Source organism: Corynebacterium sp. LaCa_205, assembly GCF_057458085.1.
In genome coordinates this window covers 2,154,799-2,169,899 of sequence record NZ_CP190931.1, presented here as the reverse complement: position 1 = coordinate 2,169,899, position 15,101 = coordinate 2,154,799, and the positions used below count along the sequence as shown (strand labels likewise).

Below are 15,101 nucleotides of genomic sequence, written 5' to 3'. Positions count from 1 at the left end.
AGCCTTAGGAGTAGCGCTGCAGGAAGAGTGCCTCGGCTGCGGCAATATTTTCGATCTCGGTGGGATCCACCGACTCATTGGCGGAGTGAATGGTGCACTTGGGCTCCTCCACACCGTAGAGGGCGATCTCCGCGTTAGGATGCGCCTCTTGCAGCTCGGTGGTTAGCGGAATGGAACCGCCCATGCCCTGAGCGGCGGTCTCTGCGTTATAGGCCTCGGAAAGGCATTCGCCTAGCAGGGCAGCGGCTGGCTTTTCCGGATCGGTGGCAAAGCCGGCATTGGACTCGAGCACCTCGGCCTTGACGTGGGCGCCCCAAGGGGTGTGGCTGCGGAGGTGCGCACAGACGGCGTCGGCAATCGCAGCGGCATCGGCGCTAGCTGGAACACGCAGGTTGAGCTGGGCGGAAGCGGTAGCGGGCACGGCGTTGACTGCTTCTGCAACCGGGGTAGAGGTAAAGCCGGTCACGGTAATGGCTGGGCGGGACCAGACCATATTTGCCACCGGGGTGGCGCCAGCCGGGTCATCTTCGCCCATGATCTTGGTGCCCTCCAGCAGCTGTGCATCGGCACGGAAGGCCTCGGCCGAGTATTCCTGGCCGGACCACTCGGCGGTGGTATCTACGCCATCGATAACGGTGCGGCCGTACTCATCGGATAGGGAGTCGATGGCGCGCATCAGGGCTTTGGCGGCGTCCGGGGCCGCGCCACCAAATTGGCCGGAGTGAACGCCGGCGGCCAGCGTATCGACCTGCACACCAATCTGCGCGCCGCCGCGCAGGGAAGTGGTCAAGGTCGGCTGGCCTACGGCGGAGTTGCCGGCATCGGCGATGAGGATGGCATCGGCCGCAAAAAGCTCCGGGCGGTCCTTGATGAGCTGGGACAGGCCCTCGCCGCCGCGTTCCTCAGAACCCTCGATGAGGTACTTCAGGTTGACCTTGGTGCCGCCGTTATTGTCCACCGCGCGCAGGGCCGCTAGGTGCATGGCCACGTTGCCCTTGCAATCGGCGGCGCCGCGGCCGTACCAACGAGTAGAGCCATCGGCGGCCTGGTGCTCAGTAAGGGTAAAAGGATCAGAATCCCACGCTTCGCGGTTGCCCGCCGGTACTACGTCATAGTGGGAGTAAAGCAGGACGGTTTTGGCCCCCTCGTCGCCCTTGCGCTCGCCCAAGATGGCGGTGGAGCCATCGGCCGTAGTGATGGTTTCTACGCTCACTCCAGCCTCTTCGAGTGCGGATTTAACCCACTGGCTCGCGCCCTTGGTCTGGTCCTCCAAGCCCTCCTCATTGTGGACGGAGTTGAAGGCTACGAGCTCGCTGAGCTGGCGGAAAATGGTCTCGCGGTCGTTGCGGATGCTTTCACTAAGTGCAGTCATGTGTACTACCGTACCCGTCCTGCCCAAGCTATAGAGCAACCGGAATAGGAAAACGCTGGGGTGGTGAACTAAAATTTATTCATTCCACCCTGTGCGGATTTTGTCCGTTCGGACCCCATTCCGGCGAGGAATCGGGGACAAACAGACAGGAACGGACGTGGCAGGCTGCGGTTTGTTACGCGGGGTGAAACGAGAAACTTTCATAGCCGAGAATAGAAAGGACCTGGCATGGCGAACGCATCATCCGCCGCAGGTTCCAAGGCCACCCTGCCCGAGCTGACTCTGCGCGGCATTATCATCGGCGGCCTGATTACCCTCATCTTCACCGCTGCCAACGTGTACCTAGGCCTGAAGGTGGGCTTGACCTTTGCTACCTCCATCCCCGCTGCCGTGATTTCCATGGCAGTCTTGCGCCATTTCAAAGGTCATAACATTAAAGAAAATAATATTGTCCAGACCATCGCCTCTGCTGCGGGCACCTTGTCCGCCATCATCTTCGTCCTCCCGGGCCTAGTGATGGTGGGGTACTGGCAGGGCTTCGGCTTCCTGCAGACGGCCGGTGTGTGCATCATCGGCGGCGTGCTGGGCGTGATGTATTCCATCCCGTTGCGCCGCGCTTTGGTAACAGGCTCCGATCTGCCCTACCCGGAGGGCGTGGCCGCGGCCGAGGTCCTCAAGGTGGGCGATGAAAATGCTTCCGGCGCCAACCAGGAAGAAAATGCCAAGGGTCTGCGCATCATCGTCGCCGGCGGTATTACCTCGGCCGTCATGGCGCTGCTGACCGCAATGAAGGCGGCCGCCTCTGAGGTCACCGCCTATTTCAAACTCGGCGCCGGCGCGACCACCCTGGGCACGAGCCTTTCTACCGCCCTTATCGGCGTGGGCCACTTGGTGGGCCTGCCGGTGGGCATCGCCATGCTGGTTGGCGTAGTGATTTCCTATTTCATCTTGCTGCCCATTTTCACCACCGGTGATATTTCGGGCGCCACCGCGCTTGCCGACGTCGTCGATACCACCTTCTCCGATGATATCCGCTTCATCGGCGTGGGCACCATGGCCATTGCCGCTATCTGGACCCTGCTGAAGATTGCCGGGCCCATTGCGCTGGGTATCCGCCAGTCGCTAGCCTCCTCGCGCGCCCGTAAGTCCGGTTCCGCCGTGGATGTGACCGAGCGAGATATTCCCTTCCCCTATGTTGCCACCACCATCGTGGCGTTTATGGTGCCCATCGCGCTGCTGCTGTGGGACTTCGTGCAGGGTACCGATATCCATGACCATATGGCCGTGCTCATTACCGTCTCCGTGCTCTTTACGTTGCTGGTAGGCCTCATTATCGCCTCTGTGTGCGGCTACATGGCGGGCCTGATTGGTGCGTCTAACTCGCCGATTTCCTCCATCGGTATCATTGCCGTGCTTGCTGCCTCGCTGCTCATCGCCGCCGTTACCCGCGGCACCAGCGCTGATCCTTTGTCCTTGGTGGCGTATACGCTCTTTACCGCGGCCATTGTCTTTGGTATTGCCACCATTTCCAATGACAACCTGCAGGACCTGAAGACCGGCGCACTCGTTGGCGCTACCCCGTGGAAGCAGCAGGTAGCGCTCATTATCGGCGTGGTCTTCGGCTCCCTAGTCATCCCGCCGATTTTGCAGGTCATGCTCAACGGTTTCGGTTTCCAAGGCATGGAGGGTGCGGGCGAAGACGCCTTGGCCGCCCCACAGGCCGCCTTGATGTCTTCGGTTGCCTCCGGCATCTTCGATAGTTCGTTGGATTGGGACCTTATCTTTATCGGCATGGCCATCGGCGCTGTTCTTATTATTATTGACGAGCTCCTGCGCAAGTTCACCGATAAGTACTCATTGTCCCCGCTGGCAGCTGGCATGGGTATGTACCTGCCGGCCGCGCTGACCATCGTCATCCCCATCGGCGCCATCCTGGGCACTTTCTACGATAAGTGGGCCGCGAAGCAATCCCGCCCCGAGTTTGCCAAGCGCATGGGAACCCTCCTGGCTACCGGCTTGATCGTGGGTGAGTCCCTCTTTGGCGTGGTCAATGCCGGCATCATCGCCGCCGCTGGCGGCGAGAGCCCGCTGGAAATCTTTGAGGGTGGTGCCTCCGCCACCGTGGTAGGCGTGATCCTCTTCATTATCGCGCTAACGTTCATCTACCGCTGGACCAAGCGCACGGTGAAGAGCTCCTAGTTCCTGATCCATTCCTTATATAATGGCGTCCCTTCGCGGGGGCGCCATTTTTTCTTGCAGTCGCGATGGGAGAGTGCCAGAATAGTCGTTAGCACTCGCACAGTATGAGTGCCAGATAAATCTACATCGTTGTGGTTGAGGTTGGTTCACACTCACCAGCCATGCCGTCGCGGGCGTCCGCAGCGAGAAAGACGTGAGTGTCGTCCTCAATAAACCAAGGAGCACAAACACAATGGCAAAGATTATCGCTTTTGATGAAGAGGCCCGCCGCGGCCTTGAGCGCGGCCTGAACACGCTGGCCGACGCCGTCAAGGTCACCCTCGGCCCTAAGGGCCGCAACGTCGTCCTGGAAAAGTCCTGGGGCGCGCCGACCATTACCAACGATGGTGTTTCTATCGCTCGCGAAATCGAGCTCGAGGATGCTTATGAGAAGATCGGCGCCGAGCTGGTCAAGGAAGTAGCTAAGAAGACCGATGACGTCGCTGGCGACGGCACCACCACCGCAACCGTGCTGGCACAGGCTCTGGTACGCGAGGGTCTGCGCAACGTAGCCGCAGGTTCCAACCCTATGGGCATCAAGCGCGGCATCGAGACCGCAACCAAGAAGGTTGTGGACTCCCTGCTGTCTTCCGCCAAGGAAGTAGAAACCCAGGAGCAGATTGCTACCACCGCTGGCATCTCCGCTGCTGACCCGGCCATCGGCGAGAAGATCGCCGAGGCTATGTACACCGTGGGCAACGGCTCCGTAAACAAGGACTCCGTTATCACCGTGGAAGAGTCCAATACCTTCGGTGTTGACCTCGAGGTAACCGAGGGCATGCGCTTTGACAAGGGCTACATCTCCGGCTACTTCGCTACTGATATGGAGCGCCAGGAGGCAGTCCTGGAGGACCCATATATCCTGCTGGTCTCTTCCAAGATCTCCAATATCAAGGACCTCGTTCCGCTGTTGGAGAAGGTCATGCAGTCCGGCAAGCCGCTGCTGATCATCGCCGAGGACGTTGAGGGCGAGGCCCTGTCCACCCTCGTGGTGAACAAGATCCGCGGCACCTTCAAGTCCGTTGCCGTTAAGGCTCCTGGCTTCGGCGATCGCCGCAAGGCCACCCTGCAGGACATGGCCATCCTCACTGGCGGCCAGGTCATCTCCGAAGAGGTCGGCCTCTCCCTCGAGACCGCCGAGCTCGAGTACCTGGGCCAGGCACGCAAGGTCGTTGTCACCAAGGATGAGACCACCATCGTTCAGGGTGCTGGCTCCCAGGAGCAGATCGACGGCCGCATCAAGCAGATTCGCGCTGAGATCGAAAGCTCCGATTCCGATTACGACCGTGAGAAGCTCCAGGAGCGCCTGGCTAAGCTCTCCGGCGGCGTTGCCGTCCTTAAGGTCGGCGCCGCTACCGAGGTCGAGCTCAAGGAGCGCAAGCACCGCATCGAGGATGCAGTCCGCAACGCAAAGGCTGCCGTGGAAGAAGGCATCGTTGCCGGCGGTGGCGTAGCCCTGCTGCAGGCTGCTTCCGTCCTGGATTCCCTGGATGACCTCAAGGGCGATGAGGCTACCGGCGTCAAGATCGTCCGCGAGGCCCTGTCCGCACCGCTGAAGCAGATCGCACACAACGCTGGTCTGGAGCCGGGCGTTGTTGCTGACAAGGTTTCCTCCCTGCCAGCAGGCGAGGGCCTGAACGCTGCTACCGGTGAGTACGTCAACCTCATGGAGGCTGGCATCAATGACCCGGTCAAGGTCACCCGCTCCGCACTGCAGAACGCTGCTTCCATTGCAGCTCTGTTCCTGACCACCGAGGCCGTCGTTGCCGACAAGCCTGAGCCGGCCGGAGCCAACAACGGCATGCCGGACGCTGACGCCATGGGCGGCATGGGCTTCTAACGCCCTATACCCCATAGGCCGCCAATAACAACGGGCCTAGCATCAGCCTGAGCGCCCCGTTTCTGTGCTTTAGAGCGCATGAAACGGGGCGCTTCGGCGTGTCTGCACCATTTTCTTTAAGTGATGCGATATGTGAACGCTGCGTCTTTACGAGATGACTTTCCGAATGTGCTCGTCATAGTCGGTTTCAATTGGGGCTGGAGATCGGAGAGCTTTTGGGAAATTCACCGCGCTATATGGCTCGCGATTCTCCGCCACAGCTTTTAACATGCGAACCATGCACCCCAGTGACCCCGTATAGGGGTAGCTGAAGGGGCGGAATTTAAAAAGGTTTTTCGCTCTCGGAGAGTGGGTTTTGCGCCTACCTATCGTTCGTTACTCCGGAAGCGTTACAGTGTTAAGCCTGAGCTAACCTAGCTATTTAAAGCGTAATGTAAAAGCCCAGTTTAGTAGCCTTTCAGTTAAGGTAAAAAATTTTAATGCCTCCAAAAGCCATAAACTTATCCTTATCAAGTTGCCTGCGTGATGGGGCATCTATGCAAATTTGACTTGATTTCGTTCAAACTTGTGTCAAAATATCTTTTGTGACGCCCGCTGAGGGTGTCTGCAAACTGCAAACCCCTCCGCGGCAGTAGCTTCGGATCTATTTTAGGAGTTCAAACACGGATCTCTCCACCATTCAGATGCACTTGGATAACTTCGTAACTACCTGGGAAGGCTGGGGCAAGATTGTTCAGGGCATCCAGGACTGGAAAGGCGTCGCTGAAGGATTTGAGGCCCTGAAGGAAGCTTTCGAGACTTTCGGTAACGGCTTGGAAGAACTGAGCTCCAAGTAAGCAAGACCTTTCCATCAACCAACCTTCAATAAGGAGACACTAAAATGCAGGAACTTTCCTCCAACTTCGGCAGCTTCGTAGAATTGAGCAGCAATTTGTTCAACTCTATCCACGAGGTTCTTTCTCCGCTGCTGTCCATTGCTGAAGGCGCTTCCAAGCTGATCGGCATGTTCGTATAAGAACATCCTCCAGTTCTGAGCTTTAAAGCTCACTGAAGCAAGAAGGTCTACCGTCTCGGTAGGCCTTCTTTTCGTTTTGGTGGCTGTTTAGGGAAGGGATAACTTCTTAGGGAAGGGATAACTTCGAAAGTTTAACGCGCTTGCTGTCTATATTCGGGTTACACTTAATGCATGGCTGATATTAAAGACGACGATCTTCCCGAGATTGACCTGGCAAAAACAGACGGCTACGTCGTCGACGGAACCGATGAGGATGACCCTTCGCTGATCATGCCGGATGGTTCCCCGGTTCAGACTTGGCGTGAAAATTACCCCTACGATGAACGCATGACTCGCGATGAGTACGAGTCCGTTAAGCGTGCGCTGCAGATTGAATTGCTGAAGTGGCAGAACTGGACCAAGGAAACTGGTCAGCGTCATATTATTATCTTTGAGGGGCGCGACGCAGCCGGTAAAGGCGGCACTATCAAGCGCTTTAACGAACACCTGAACCCGCGCGGTGCCCGCACAGTGGCATTGGAAAAGCCGTCGCCGCGTGAGTCCACCTCGTGGTACTTCCAGCGTTACATCGAGCATTTCCCGGCCGGTGGTGAAATCGTCTTCTTTGACCGCTCTTGGTATAACCGTTCCGGGGTGGAGCGGGTTATGGGCTTTTGTACCGAAAGTCAGCACGCGGAATTCCTTCGCGAGGTTCCGATGCTGGAGAATATGATTCTGGGCTCGGGTATCTCCCTGACCAAGCTGTGGTTCTCGGTTACTCGTAAGGAGCAGCGCACTCGCTTCGCTATTCGCCAGATTGACCCAGTGCGCCAGTGGAAATTGTCCCCGATGGACTTGGCCTCGCTGGATAAGTGGGACGACTACACCCGTGCTAAGGAAGAGCAGTTCCGTTATACGGATACGGAAGAGTCGCCGTGGATTACCATTAAGTCCAACGACAAGAAGCGTGCCCGCATTAACGCTATGCGCTATGTACTGTCCAAGTTCGAGTATACGAACAAGGATCACGAGCTGGTGGGCGAGGTTGATGAGAATATTGTTAAGCGTGGTCGCGACCAGATTGGTGACTAAGCTTTAGCTGGATTAGCCATCACGACGGCGGGAAACTCGGAAACTTCGAGTTTCCCGCTTTTTGTATTAAGGGGGTAACGGGGGTGGATTTGGGCAATAGTTTTGGCAAAATTTGTTCTTCCTAAAAGTCCGTTTCCGTGCGGTTATTTTACGGAACCGTAGGTTACATAATTGGAAGTTATTTGTGCTTTATATCGTCGCGTATTTAGCATCACTGTTATCTCAATCTCATCCGGGAAAGCACTATGAGATACAACACTAAAGAGGAGACGGTGATGATGAAGAAGCATATAACCGCTTGCTTGACGGCGGCTGCTGTCATGGCGGCACCAGTGGCGGTATCTGGAACGTTTACAGTTGGCGCAGCTGCTCAAGAGGCACCGGCCCCAACGGCAGACCAGAAGCCAGATGTATTGGGACGCCCGACCGTCTCTGACAAGCAGGTTTCTGACGAGGATGGCTACTTCGATAGCCAGCGCGGTCAGGGTGTAAAGATCTACTACCGGAAGCAGAAGGTGGCAAGCCCACGCGGTGCGGTGGTTTTGGCGCACGGTGTATCTGAGCACTCGGGGCGTTACGATTACGTCGCCAAGCGCTTGCTCGATGCAGGCTACAACGTCTACCGCGTAGATCACCGCGGCCACGGCAAATCCGCCGGCGGCAGCGTACCGATGGGGCATATCGATAATTTCCAGTACATCCTCGATGATTTCGACCGTGTCGTGGACATGGCGAAGGAAGAAAATCAGGGAGTAAAGACCTTCCTGCTGGGCCACTCGATGGGCTCGCTGACCGTGGAGGCCTATGGCATTCGTGAGCCGGGCAAGGTCGATGGCATCATCACTAACGGTGGCGGCGCGCCGCTGAACCTTTCGGGCAAGAATGTTGCGGGAAAGAACATCACGCCGGATGATATTTCTGAGACCCAGAAGAAGCTGGATCCCACCATCTTTGAACGCTTGCCGCTAGCCCAACTCACCAGCTTTAATGCGAACTATGCGCAGAACCTGATTCCGCACCGCACCGAAATCGGCGCACAATCGCCGGAGTGGAGCAAGGACATTCAGCTGTCTAATCCATTTACGGATGGTATCTCCACTAACCAAGCGGTGAAGGACGAGTATGCCTCTAGCCCGCTCATTGCGCAGAAGACCAGTGCCGGCACGGCCTTGCAGCTGGCGGCAATTGCGAATTACGACGCCGTCAATGCGGACCTCTTCACCGCACCGACGCTCATCATGCACGGCACCAAAGACGGAATCGTTCCGCCGTACTTCTCCCAGGATTGGTATAACTCCATCTCCTCCAAGGACGTGGAGTACGTGACCTGGGAGGGGCAGAAGCACGAGGTCTTTAATGAGCCGGCTGCCGATCAGGCTCTCGATACCGTCGTGGACTGGCTCGACCGCCACGCCTAACTTCACGCGGACCTCAAAGTGAGGACTCTTGGCAGGCATGTAGTGCTTGCCAAGAGTTTACGTATATGTAACCGCGTCGTTGCCCAGGACGGATAGAAATTGAATTATGAAAAATAAACTCTGTGCTTTCTCATCTATCCTGGCGCTTACCGCAATAGTAGGCGCGCCCGGAGCTGCGGCCCAGTCCTCGCTTCCGGGTTCGTCCCATGGTTCTTCATTGGGGTCGTCATTCGGCTCTTCGCTGAGTTCTTCACCGAGCTCCTCCCACGGTTCCTCCACAGGAGACGATGTGCAGCAGGAGGACGCCACTGAGTCTCGGGTGCTGTGGCTGGAAAGCTTCGACGGGGTGGATACCCCGGCATGGTTTACTCACCGCGCGCCGGAGGGGTGGAAGACCGACGTGCACGGCGTGGACTCGGGCGAGGCCCGCTGGAAGGGCTGGACTTTTGGCGATATGCGCCATTGGACCTGGGCATCTGGTACCGATATGCGCCACTATTTCACCCAGGCGCATGACACCTTCGCCATCATCGACAACAAGCAGCAGCGCTTGGCCGAAGGCGATTCCATGACCGCGGGTCTAAAGAGCCCGGCCATCCCGGTGGCGGGGCAGGAGCGGGTGAATGTGGAATTCGACCACCATTACCGCCAGGGCAAGGACGGGCAAAATGCCACGGTGACTGTCTCCTTCGATGGCGGGGAAGCCCAGGAAATCGCCGTCTTTGATAAGGATGTCTTCTCCAAGCACGAGTCCATTGGCGTGGACGTGCCAGCCGGCGCGAAGAATATGCAGGTTAGCTTCAGCTACAACAACGGCAATGATGACTGGTGGTGGGCGGTGGATAACGTGGGCGTCGTCAAGCCGCTCGGTGAGCTTCAGGGCTCGCCGCAGGCTACCGTGGACGTGCTTTCCGACGTCCAGGGCGACCCCCAAGACTACAAAGACGCGGTCCGCCAGTTGAACGGTATGGAGGACAAGGCCGGGGCGCTGGTGCTCAACGGCGACCTCGTGGACGATGGCTCGCAGCAGCAGTGGGATGATTTCTTGGCCGCGCACAGCGAGGTGCCGCACGATTCGGGCAAGGAATTGTGGACCATCGGCAACCACGAAATGTATGGCAAGGAAGGCTCTAAGACTTACCTGGATCGCTTTCTCAAATACTCCGGCCAGGATAAACCGTGGAAGGAAGAAGTGGTGGATGGGGTGCCGCTCATTTCGGTAAATACCGAGTTTTATTCCGATATTCTGCGCCACGGCAAGGAGCCGTTCCAGCGCATCAGCAAGGAGCAGCTCGATTGGCTAGATGAGCGCCTGGCTTATTGGGATGCTAAGGGCACTCCGGCGTTGGTCTTTAGCCATCCGCTGCTGCCGCAGACGGTATCGATGTCTCATTCGGCGTGGTACCAGAATGACTTTGAGGACCTCGAGACGCTATCCAACGTGGTCAATAAGTACAACAACATCGTGTGGTTTAGCAGCCACAGCCACTCTTCGCTGCGTCAGAATAACTGGTGGGGAACCCGCCGCTATGACGGCACTGGTGAGGCTGGCCGTACCGGCTTCCCCGTGGTCAACACCGGCGCCATTCTCAATGAGTACCTACCGGATGGCGATAACGACGAAAAAATTGTTAAGGAAAAGGAAGAGGCCTCCACCGGACTGCGGGTCAAGGTGTTTGCTGACCGTGTCCGGGTGGAGGCCTGGGACTTCAAGTCCGGCGAGATGATTAAATACCAGGACTTCGCGCGGTAGGGCGCAGATTATGGCCGGCGACCTATCGCTCCCACGGCTCGATGGGGTTGCCCTGCCATACGGCGTTGGTGGGCACGCGGTCACCGCGCATAACCAGCGAGCCGGGACCCACGGTGGATGCAGTGCCGATGAGCGAGGCAGGCAGCGCCACCGAGTGGGCGGCCAGGGTGGAGCCGTCCTGGATGGTGACGGTATCTAGGCTCATCACGCGGTCCTGGAAAAGGTGGGTTTGCACCACCGTGCCAGGGCCCACGGTGGCGGCCTCACCGACGCGGATGAGGTCCGTTTCCGGGAACCAGTAGGAATCGATCCACGCACCGCGGCCGATTTCCACGCCGAGGGCGCGCAGCCCCAGGTTGATCTCGCCGGAGCCGTAGGTGTGCTGGAAGAACCACGGCGCGGCGACGACCTCCACGAAGGCGTCCTGCAGCTCATTGAGCCAGACAAAAGCGGACCACAGCGGGTGGTCAGCCGCGCGGTGCTTGCCCACGCAGATCCACTTCACCGCGACGGTGACGGCCATGGCCACCGCACCCATGCCCATGAGCACGAGGCCGGAGAGGAGCCAGGTCAGGGGGAAGCCGAGGGCGTCGAGAAGCAAGTCGTAGACGCTAAGGGTTGCCGCGAGCAACATGGCAGAAAACATCGGTGCCAAAAGGCGCATGGTTTCCACCACGCCGCGGGCGGCCTTGACGGCAAAGCCCGGGTTATAGGTCAGCGCCTCACCCGAGTTGGCGGGGGAGTCCACCTCTACGGTCACGCGGCGCATGCGCTCTGGCGGCGCACCCCACCAGTTGGCGCCGGCCTTCGTCTTCTTCGGGGTAGAAGAAAGAACGGCAACCAGCGAGTTCTTGGATAGTTTGCGGCCGGGTGCGGTGATGCCGGAGTTGCCCACGAAGGAGCGCTTACCCACCTTGGTCTCGCCGGTGCGCATCCAGCCGCCGCCGAGCTCGTAGCCGCCGATCATGGTGTCATCGGCCAGGAAGGCACCCTCTTTGACCTCGGTGAGCTTGGGGATCATGACCGCGGTGGAGATTTCCACGTTGGCGCCAATCTCCGCGCCGAGCGAGCGCAGCCAGGCTGGGGTCAGCTGGGAGGCATAGAGCGGGAAAAGCTTGGTGCGCGCCTCGTCCATGAGGCGCTCGATGGCCCACAGGCGCCAGCCCGTGGCCGAGCGCACGGGTGCCACGCCCGGGCTAATGCCCAGCGAGAGAATGCGCACGCCCAGCCAGGTCTGCAGCATATAGGTGGCAAAGGCCGCCAGCGCGCCGACGGGCGCGAAGAAGACCGCACCGATGAAGCTATCGCCACCCGTGGAATGCACAAGGGCGAGGACGATGGCCGCGCCTATCGCCAGCGCCACGACCGGCTGGATGGCGAGGAGGACGGAGGTGGCGTCATAGATAGCCACCCACCACGGCCGGCGCTTTGGCGTATGGGACGGGAAGCGGTGCTTGGAGCGGCCCACCTTTTGGGCAGGGGAGCCGGACCAGCGCTGGCCGTCCTTGATCTTCTTTCGGCCAGTGACGGTGGAACCGGCCTCCACGTGGGCGTACTTGCCCACCATGGTGCCAGGCAGCAGCGTGGAGCGCGCGCCCACGCGGGCGCCTTCCTTCACGTCGATGGCGCCCACGTGCAAGATATCGCCGTCTAGCCAGTAGCCGGAAAGATCCACCTCGGGCTCGATGGCGGCGTGCTTGCCCAAGGTGAGCAGGCCGGTAACTGGCGGCAGGGAGTGCAGGTCCACGCCGCGCTTGACCTTGACTCCGAGCGCACGGGCGTAGTTATTCACGCGCGTGGCACCGGCCAGGGAGCTCGCGCCAGCGGCATTAGCCCAGCGCTCAGCCGCCCAGATGCGTAGGTGCGTAGAACCGCCGCGCGGGTAGTCTCCAGGCTTAATGCCGGCCGTAATGAGCCGCGCACCGTAGCCGCCGAGGGGGATGCGCCCCACCGGGGTGACAAAGACAATGAGCATGGCGATGACCAGCCACCACGGGAAAGCAGTGGCCCACTCGAAGCCCAGTGATGCCGCCACGGTGGAGCCCAACATAAGCCAAGCCAGCCAGCTGGATGCGGCCAGGGTCATGACCGGAATCTGAATCAAGGTCTGGGCGAGGCGGGTGCCAAAGCCGACCTTGGTGACCTCGCGCATGGGGACGTCGGCAGCCGCGGGGCGCGGCTCGGCGCCGCCGATGAGCTCCGCCAGAGAACCCAAGCGCGGGTGATCGTAGAGGTCGCGCACGGCCACGGTGGGGTAGCGCTCCCTGATATGCCCCACCAGGGTCGCGGCCGCCAGGGAGGTACCGCCGAGCGAGAAGAAGTCGGCGTTCTCATCCTCCACGGATACACCGAGGGTTTCCACCCATAGCTCCGCGAGCCATTTTTCGGTCTCGGTCAGCGTGGTCGATTCCACGCCCACTCCAGGCAGCGGCCACGGCAGGGCCTTCTTATCCACCTTGCCGGAGGTGCGCACCGGTAGCTCCTCCATCACGCAGATGCGCGGGACGAGTGCAGCCGGCATGGTATCGGCCAGGCGCGCATGCGCGGCCTCATGATCGAAGCCCTTGGACTCATCCTCGAGGGAAACATAGCCCACCAGAACGGACTCGCCGCCGGGAGTCTTTTGCACGGCCACGGCCGAGTTGTAGACGTTATCTAGCGCCGCAACATTAGCTTCGACCTCGCCGAGCTCGATGCGGCGCCCGCCAATCTTTACTTGGTCATCCACGCGGCCGACGAAGTACAGCCCGTCTTCTTCCAGGCGAACGTGGTCACCGGTGCGATAGGCGCGCTGCCAGCCCATGGACTCCAGCGGTGCGTATTTTTCCGCGTCCTTGGCCGGATCCAGATAGGACGCCAGTCCCACGCCGCCGATTACCAGCTCGCCGACGCCGCCCATTTCCACGGGCATGCCCTGCTTATCGACGACCACCAGGTCCCAACCGTTAAGCGGCAATCCAATGGACACCGGCCGGCCCGGCAGCATCTGCTGCGCACAGGCGACGACGGTGGCCTCGGTGGGGCCGTAGGTATTCCACATCTCGCGGTCCTCGGTGGCCAAACGGTCCACTAATTCTTGCGAGCAGGCCTCGCCGCCGACGATGAGTAGGCGGATATTGTCGAGAGCCTCGGCCGGCCAGAGGCCCGCCAGGGTGGGCACGGTAGACACGACGGTGATGTCGCGGCGGATGAGCCATGGGCCCAAATCCATGCCGGAACGCACCAGAGACCGCGGTGCTGGGACCAGGCAGCCGCCGTGGCCCCAGGCCAGCCACATTTCCTCGCAGGAGGCGTCGAAGGCGACGGACAAGCCGGCGAGCACGCGATCCTCAGGACCTAAGGGCCCGTGCGGGTGGTTGACCAAAAAGAGGCTCGCTTCCGCGTCCACGAAGGCGGCCGCGGAACGGTGGCTGACGGCCACGCCCTTGGGCTTGCCGGTCGAACCTGAGGTGAAGATGATCCACGCGGTGTCCTCTGGGCGCGGAGCATTCGTCTTCTCGGCAGGAGCGTCCGGGCGCGCGGAGTCCCGCAGGAAGCGGAATCCGTCGTCCGTGAAAACGCCATCGATATCGGCTTCGCCGAAAACCATCTCGGCGCGCTCGTCAGGGTCATCGGCGTCGACAGGCACATAGGCTGCGCCTGCCGCCAAGGTCGCCAAAATGGCGAGGTAGAGCTCGCGTTTGCCGGAGGTCATCCTAATGCCGATGCGATCGCCGCGGCGCACGCCATTGGCGTGCAGCTCGGCAGCCCATGCCTCGACCTCGTGGATGAGCTCGGAATAGGTGATGATTTCGCCGTCATCAAGCGCGGCGGCATCGGGGTTCATTTCCGCGGTGGTGGTAATGATGTCCCACAGCGTGCGCGGCCGCGGTGCCGCGCTTCCTAGAAGGTACTGCTGTGGGACGAGCGATTCGGGACCCGCCATTTATGCCTCTTCTTCGTCCGCGGCAATGATGGACTTAGCCAACTTTCGCAGATGCTTGAGCTGCTTATTGGTGGACTCATCCAATGCCTCGTCCTCGGCGGTAGCGACCAGCACCGCCAGGTCCTTGTGGGCCTTTGTGCCCTTTTTGGTGGAAGCGACGATCTGGCGGCGGCGATCCTTTGGGTCGCGTTCGCGCTTTGCCCAGCCGCGGTCCTCGAGGGCGTCGATAAGACGCACCATGTCAGAGGCGTCAATGGCCAGGGTTTCGGACAGATAAGACTGCGACGCGGCATCCGCGTCGACCAGACAGGTAAGGACCCAGTACTCGCGCAGCGTTGTCTGCTTGGTCTGCAAAGCAGCCTCTACGCCATCGCGGGTGCGGCGGCGGAGGCGCTCCAATTGGAACGACGGGGACTCAAGCAGGGTCGTTGGGATTACAGAATTATTCGTGGAAGCCATACCATCATCA

Annotated in this window: 10 protein-coding genes; 7 read left to right on the top strand and 3 right to left on the bottom strand. The window is 59.9% G+C overall.

The features are described from left to right. Positions 1–4 precede the first annotated feature (4 nt). A complete protein-coding gene (locus tag ACP8J1_RS10460) occupies positions 5–1,372 on the bottom strand; it encodes a M20/M25/M40 family metallo-hydrolase (protein WP_023019956.1) in 1,368 nt (455 codons plus the stop codon). A 228-nt stretch (positions 1,373–1,600) separates the two neighbouring features. Between ACP8J1_RS10460 and ACP8J1_RS10455 the strand changes: the two genes are divergently transcribed. The 7 genes from ACP8J1_RS10455 (at position 1,601) to ACP8J1_RS10425 (ending at position 10,707) form a co-directional block, all read left to right on the top strand. Next, on the top strand, positions 1,601–3,571 hold the full coding sequence (locus ACP8J1_RS10455) for an OPT family oligopeptide transporter (protein WP_023019955.1): 1,971 nt from the start codon (positions 1,601–1,603) through the stop codon (positions 3,569–3,571). A 232-nt stretch (positions 3,572–3,803) separates the two neighbouring features. Then, positions 3,804–5,450, top strand: a complete 1,647-nt coding sequence (gene groL, locus ACP8J1_RS10450; RefSeq protein ID WP_023019954.1) for a chaperonin GroEL — start codon at positions 3,804–3,806, stop codon at positions 5,448–5,450. A gap of 689 nt (positions 5,451–6,139) precedes the next feature. Further along, entirely contained in the window at positions 6,140–6,286 is a 147-nt protein-coding gene (locus ACP8J1_RS10445; RefSeq protein WP_302517642.1) for a hypothetical protein, read from the top strand. Between the two features lie 44 nt (positions 6,287–6,330). Then, positions 6,331–6,465, top strand: coding sequence for a hypothetical protein (locus tag ACP8J1_RS10440; RefSeq protein WP_023019952.1), 135 nt, complete (start codon positions 6,331–6,333; stop codon positions 6,463–6,465). A 171-nt stretch (positions 6,466–6,636) separates the two neighbouring features. Next, complete coding sequence (ppk2, locus tag ACP8J1_RS10435) at positions 6,637–7,536, top strand: polyphosphate kinase 2 (RefSeq protein ID WP_023019951.1); 900 nt, start codon at positions 6,637–6,639, stop codon at positions 7,534–7,536. A 275-nt stretch (positions 7,537–7,811) separates the two neighbouring features. After that, positions 7,812–8,954, top strand: a complete 1,143-nt coding sequence (locus ACP8J1_RS10430) for an alpha/beta hydrolase (RefSeq protein ID WP_034655540.1) — start codon at positions 7,812–7,814, stop codon at positions 8,952–8,954. 106 nt (positions 8,955–9,060) lie between these two features. Further along, positions 9,061–10,707, top strand: coding sequence for a metallophosphoesterase family protein (locus ACP8J1_RS10425; RefSeq protein ID WP_034655537.1), 1,647 nt, complete (start codon positions 9,061–9,063; stop codon positions 10,705–10,707). Positions 10,708–10,729: 22 nt separating this feature from the next. Here ACP8J1_RS10425 and ACP8J1_RS10420 read toward each other — a convergent pair whose 3' ends face one another. Both ACP8J1_RS10420 and ACP8J1_RS10415 read right to left on the bottom strand, forming a co-directional pair. Beyond that, on the bottom strand, positions 10,730–14,632 hold the full coding sequence (locus ACP8J1_RS10420) for a Pls/PosA family non-ribosomal peptide synthetase (RefSeq protein WP_023019948.1): 3,903 nt from the start codon (positions 14,630–14,632) through the stop codon (positions 10,730–10,732). Then, entirely contained in the window at positions 14,633–15,091 is a 459-nt protein-coding gene (locus ACP8J1_RS10415) for a MarR family winged helix-turn-helix transcriptional regulator (protein ID WP_023019947.1), read from the bottom strand. Positions 15,092–15,101: the final 10 nt, after the last annotated feature.

Coding starts and splice junctions, on each gene's coding strand:
- ACP8J1_RS10460 (WP_023019956.1), bottom strand. CDS start 1,372: ATGACTGCACTTAGTGAAAGCATCCGCAACGACCGCGAGACCATTTTC.
- ACP8J1_RS10455 (WP_023019955.1), top strand. CDS start 1,601: ATGGCGAACGCATCATCCGCCGCAGGTTCCAAGGCCACCCTGCCCGAG.
- groL (WP_023019954.1), top strand. CDS start 3,804: ATGGCAAAGATTATCGCTTTTGATGAAGAGGCCCGCCGCGGCCTTGAG.
- ACP8J1_RS10440 (WP_023019952.1), top strand. CDS start 6,331: ATGCAGGAACTTTCCTCCAACTTCGGCAGCTTCGTAGAATTGAGCAGC.
- ppk2 (WP_023019951.1), top strand. CDS start 6,637: ATGGCTGATATTAAAGACGACGATCTTCCCGAGATTGACCTGGCAAAA.
- ACP8J1_RS10430 (WP_034655540.1), top strand. CDS start 7,812: ATGATGAAGAAGCATATAACCGCTTGCTTGACGGCGGCTGCTGTCATG.
- ACP8J1_RS10425 (WP_034655537.1), top strand. CDS start 9,061: ATGAAAAATAAACTCTGTGCTTTCTCATCTATCCTGGCGCTTACCGCA.
- ACP8J1_RS10420 (WP_023019948.1), bottom strand. CDS start 14,632: ATGGCGGGTCCCGAATCGCTCGTCCCACAGCAGTACCTTCTAGGAAGC.
- ACP8J1_RS10415 (WP_023019947.1), bottom strand. CDS start 15,091: ATGGCTTCCACGAATAATTCTGTAATCCCAACGACCCTGCTTGAGTCC.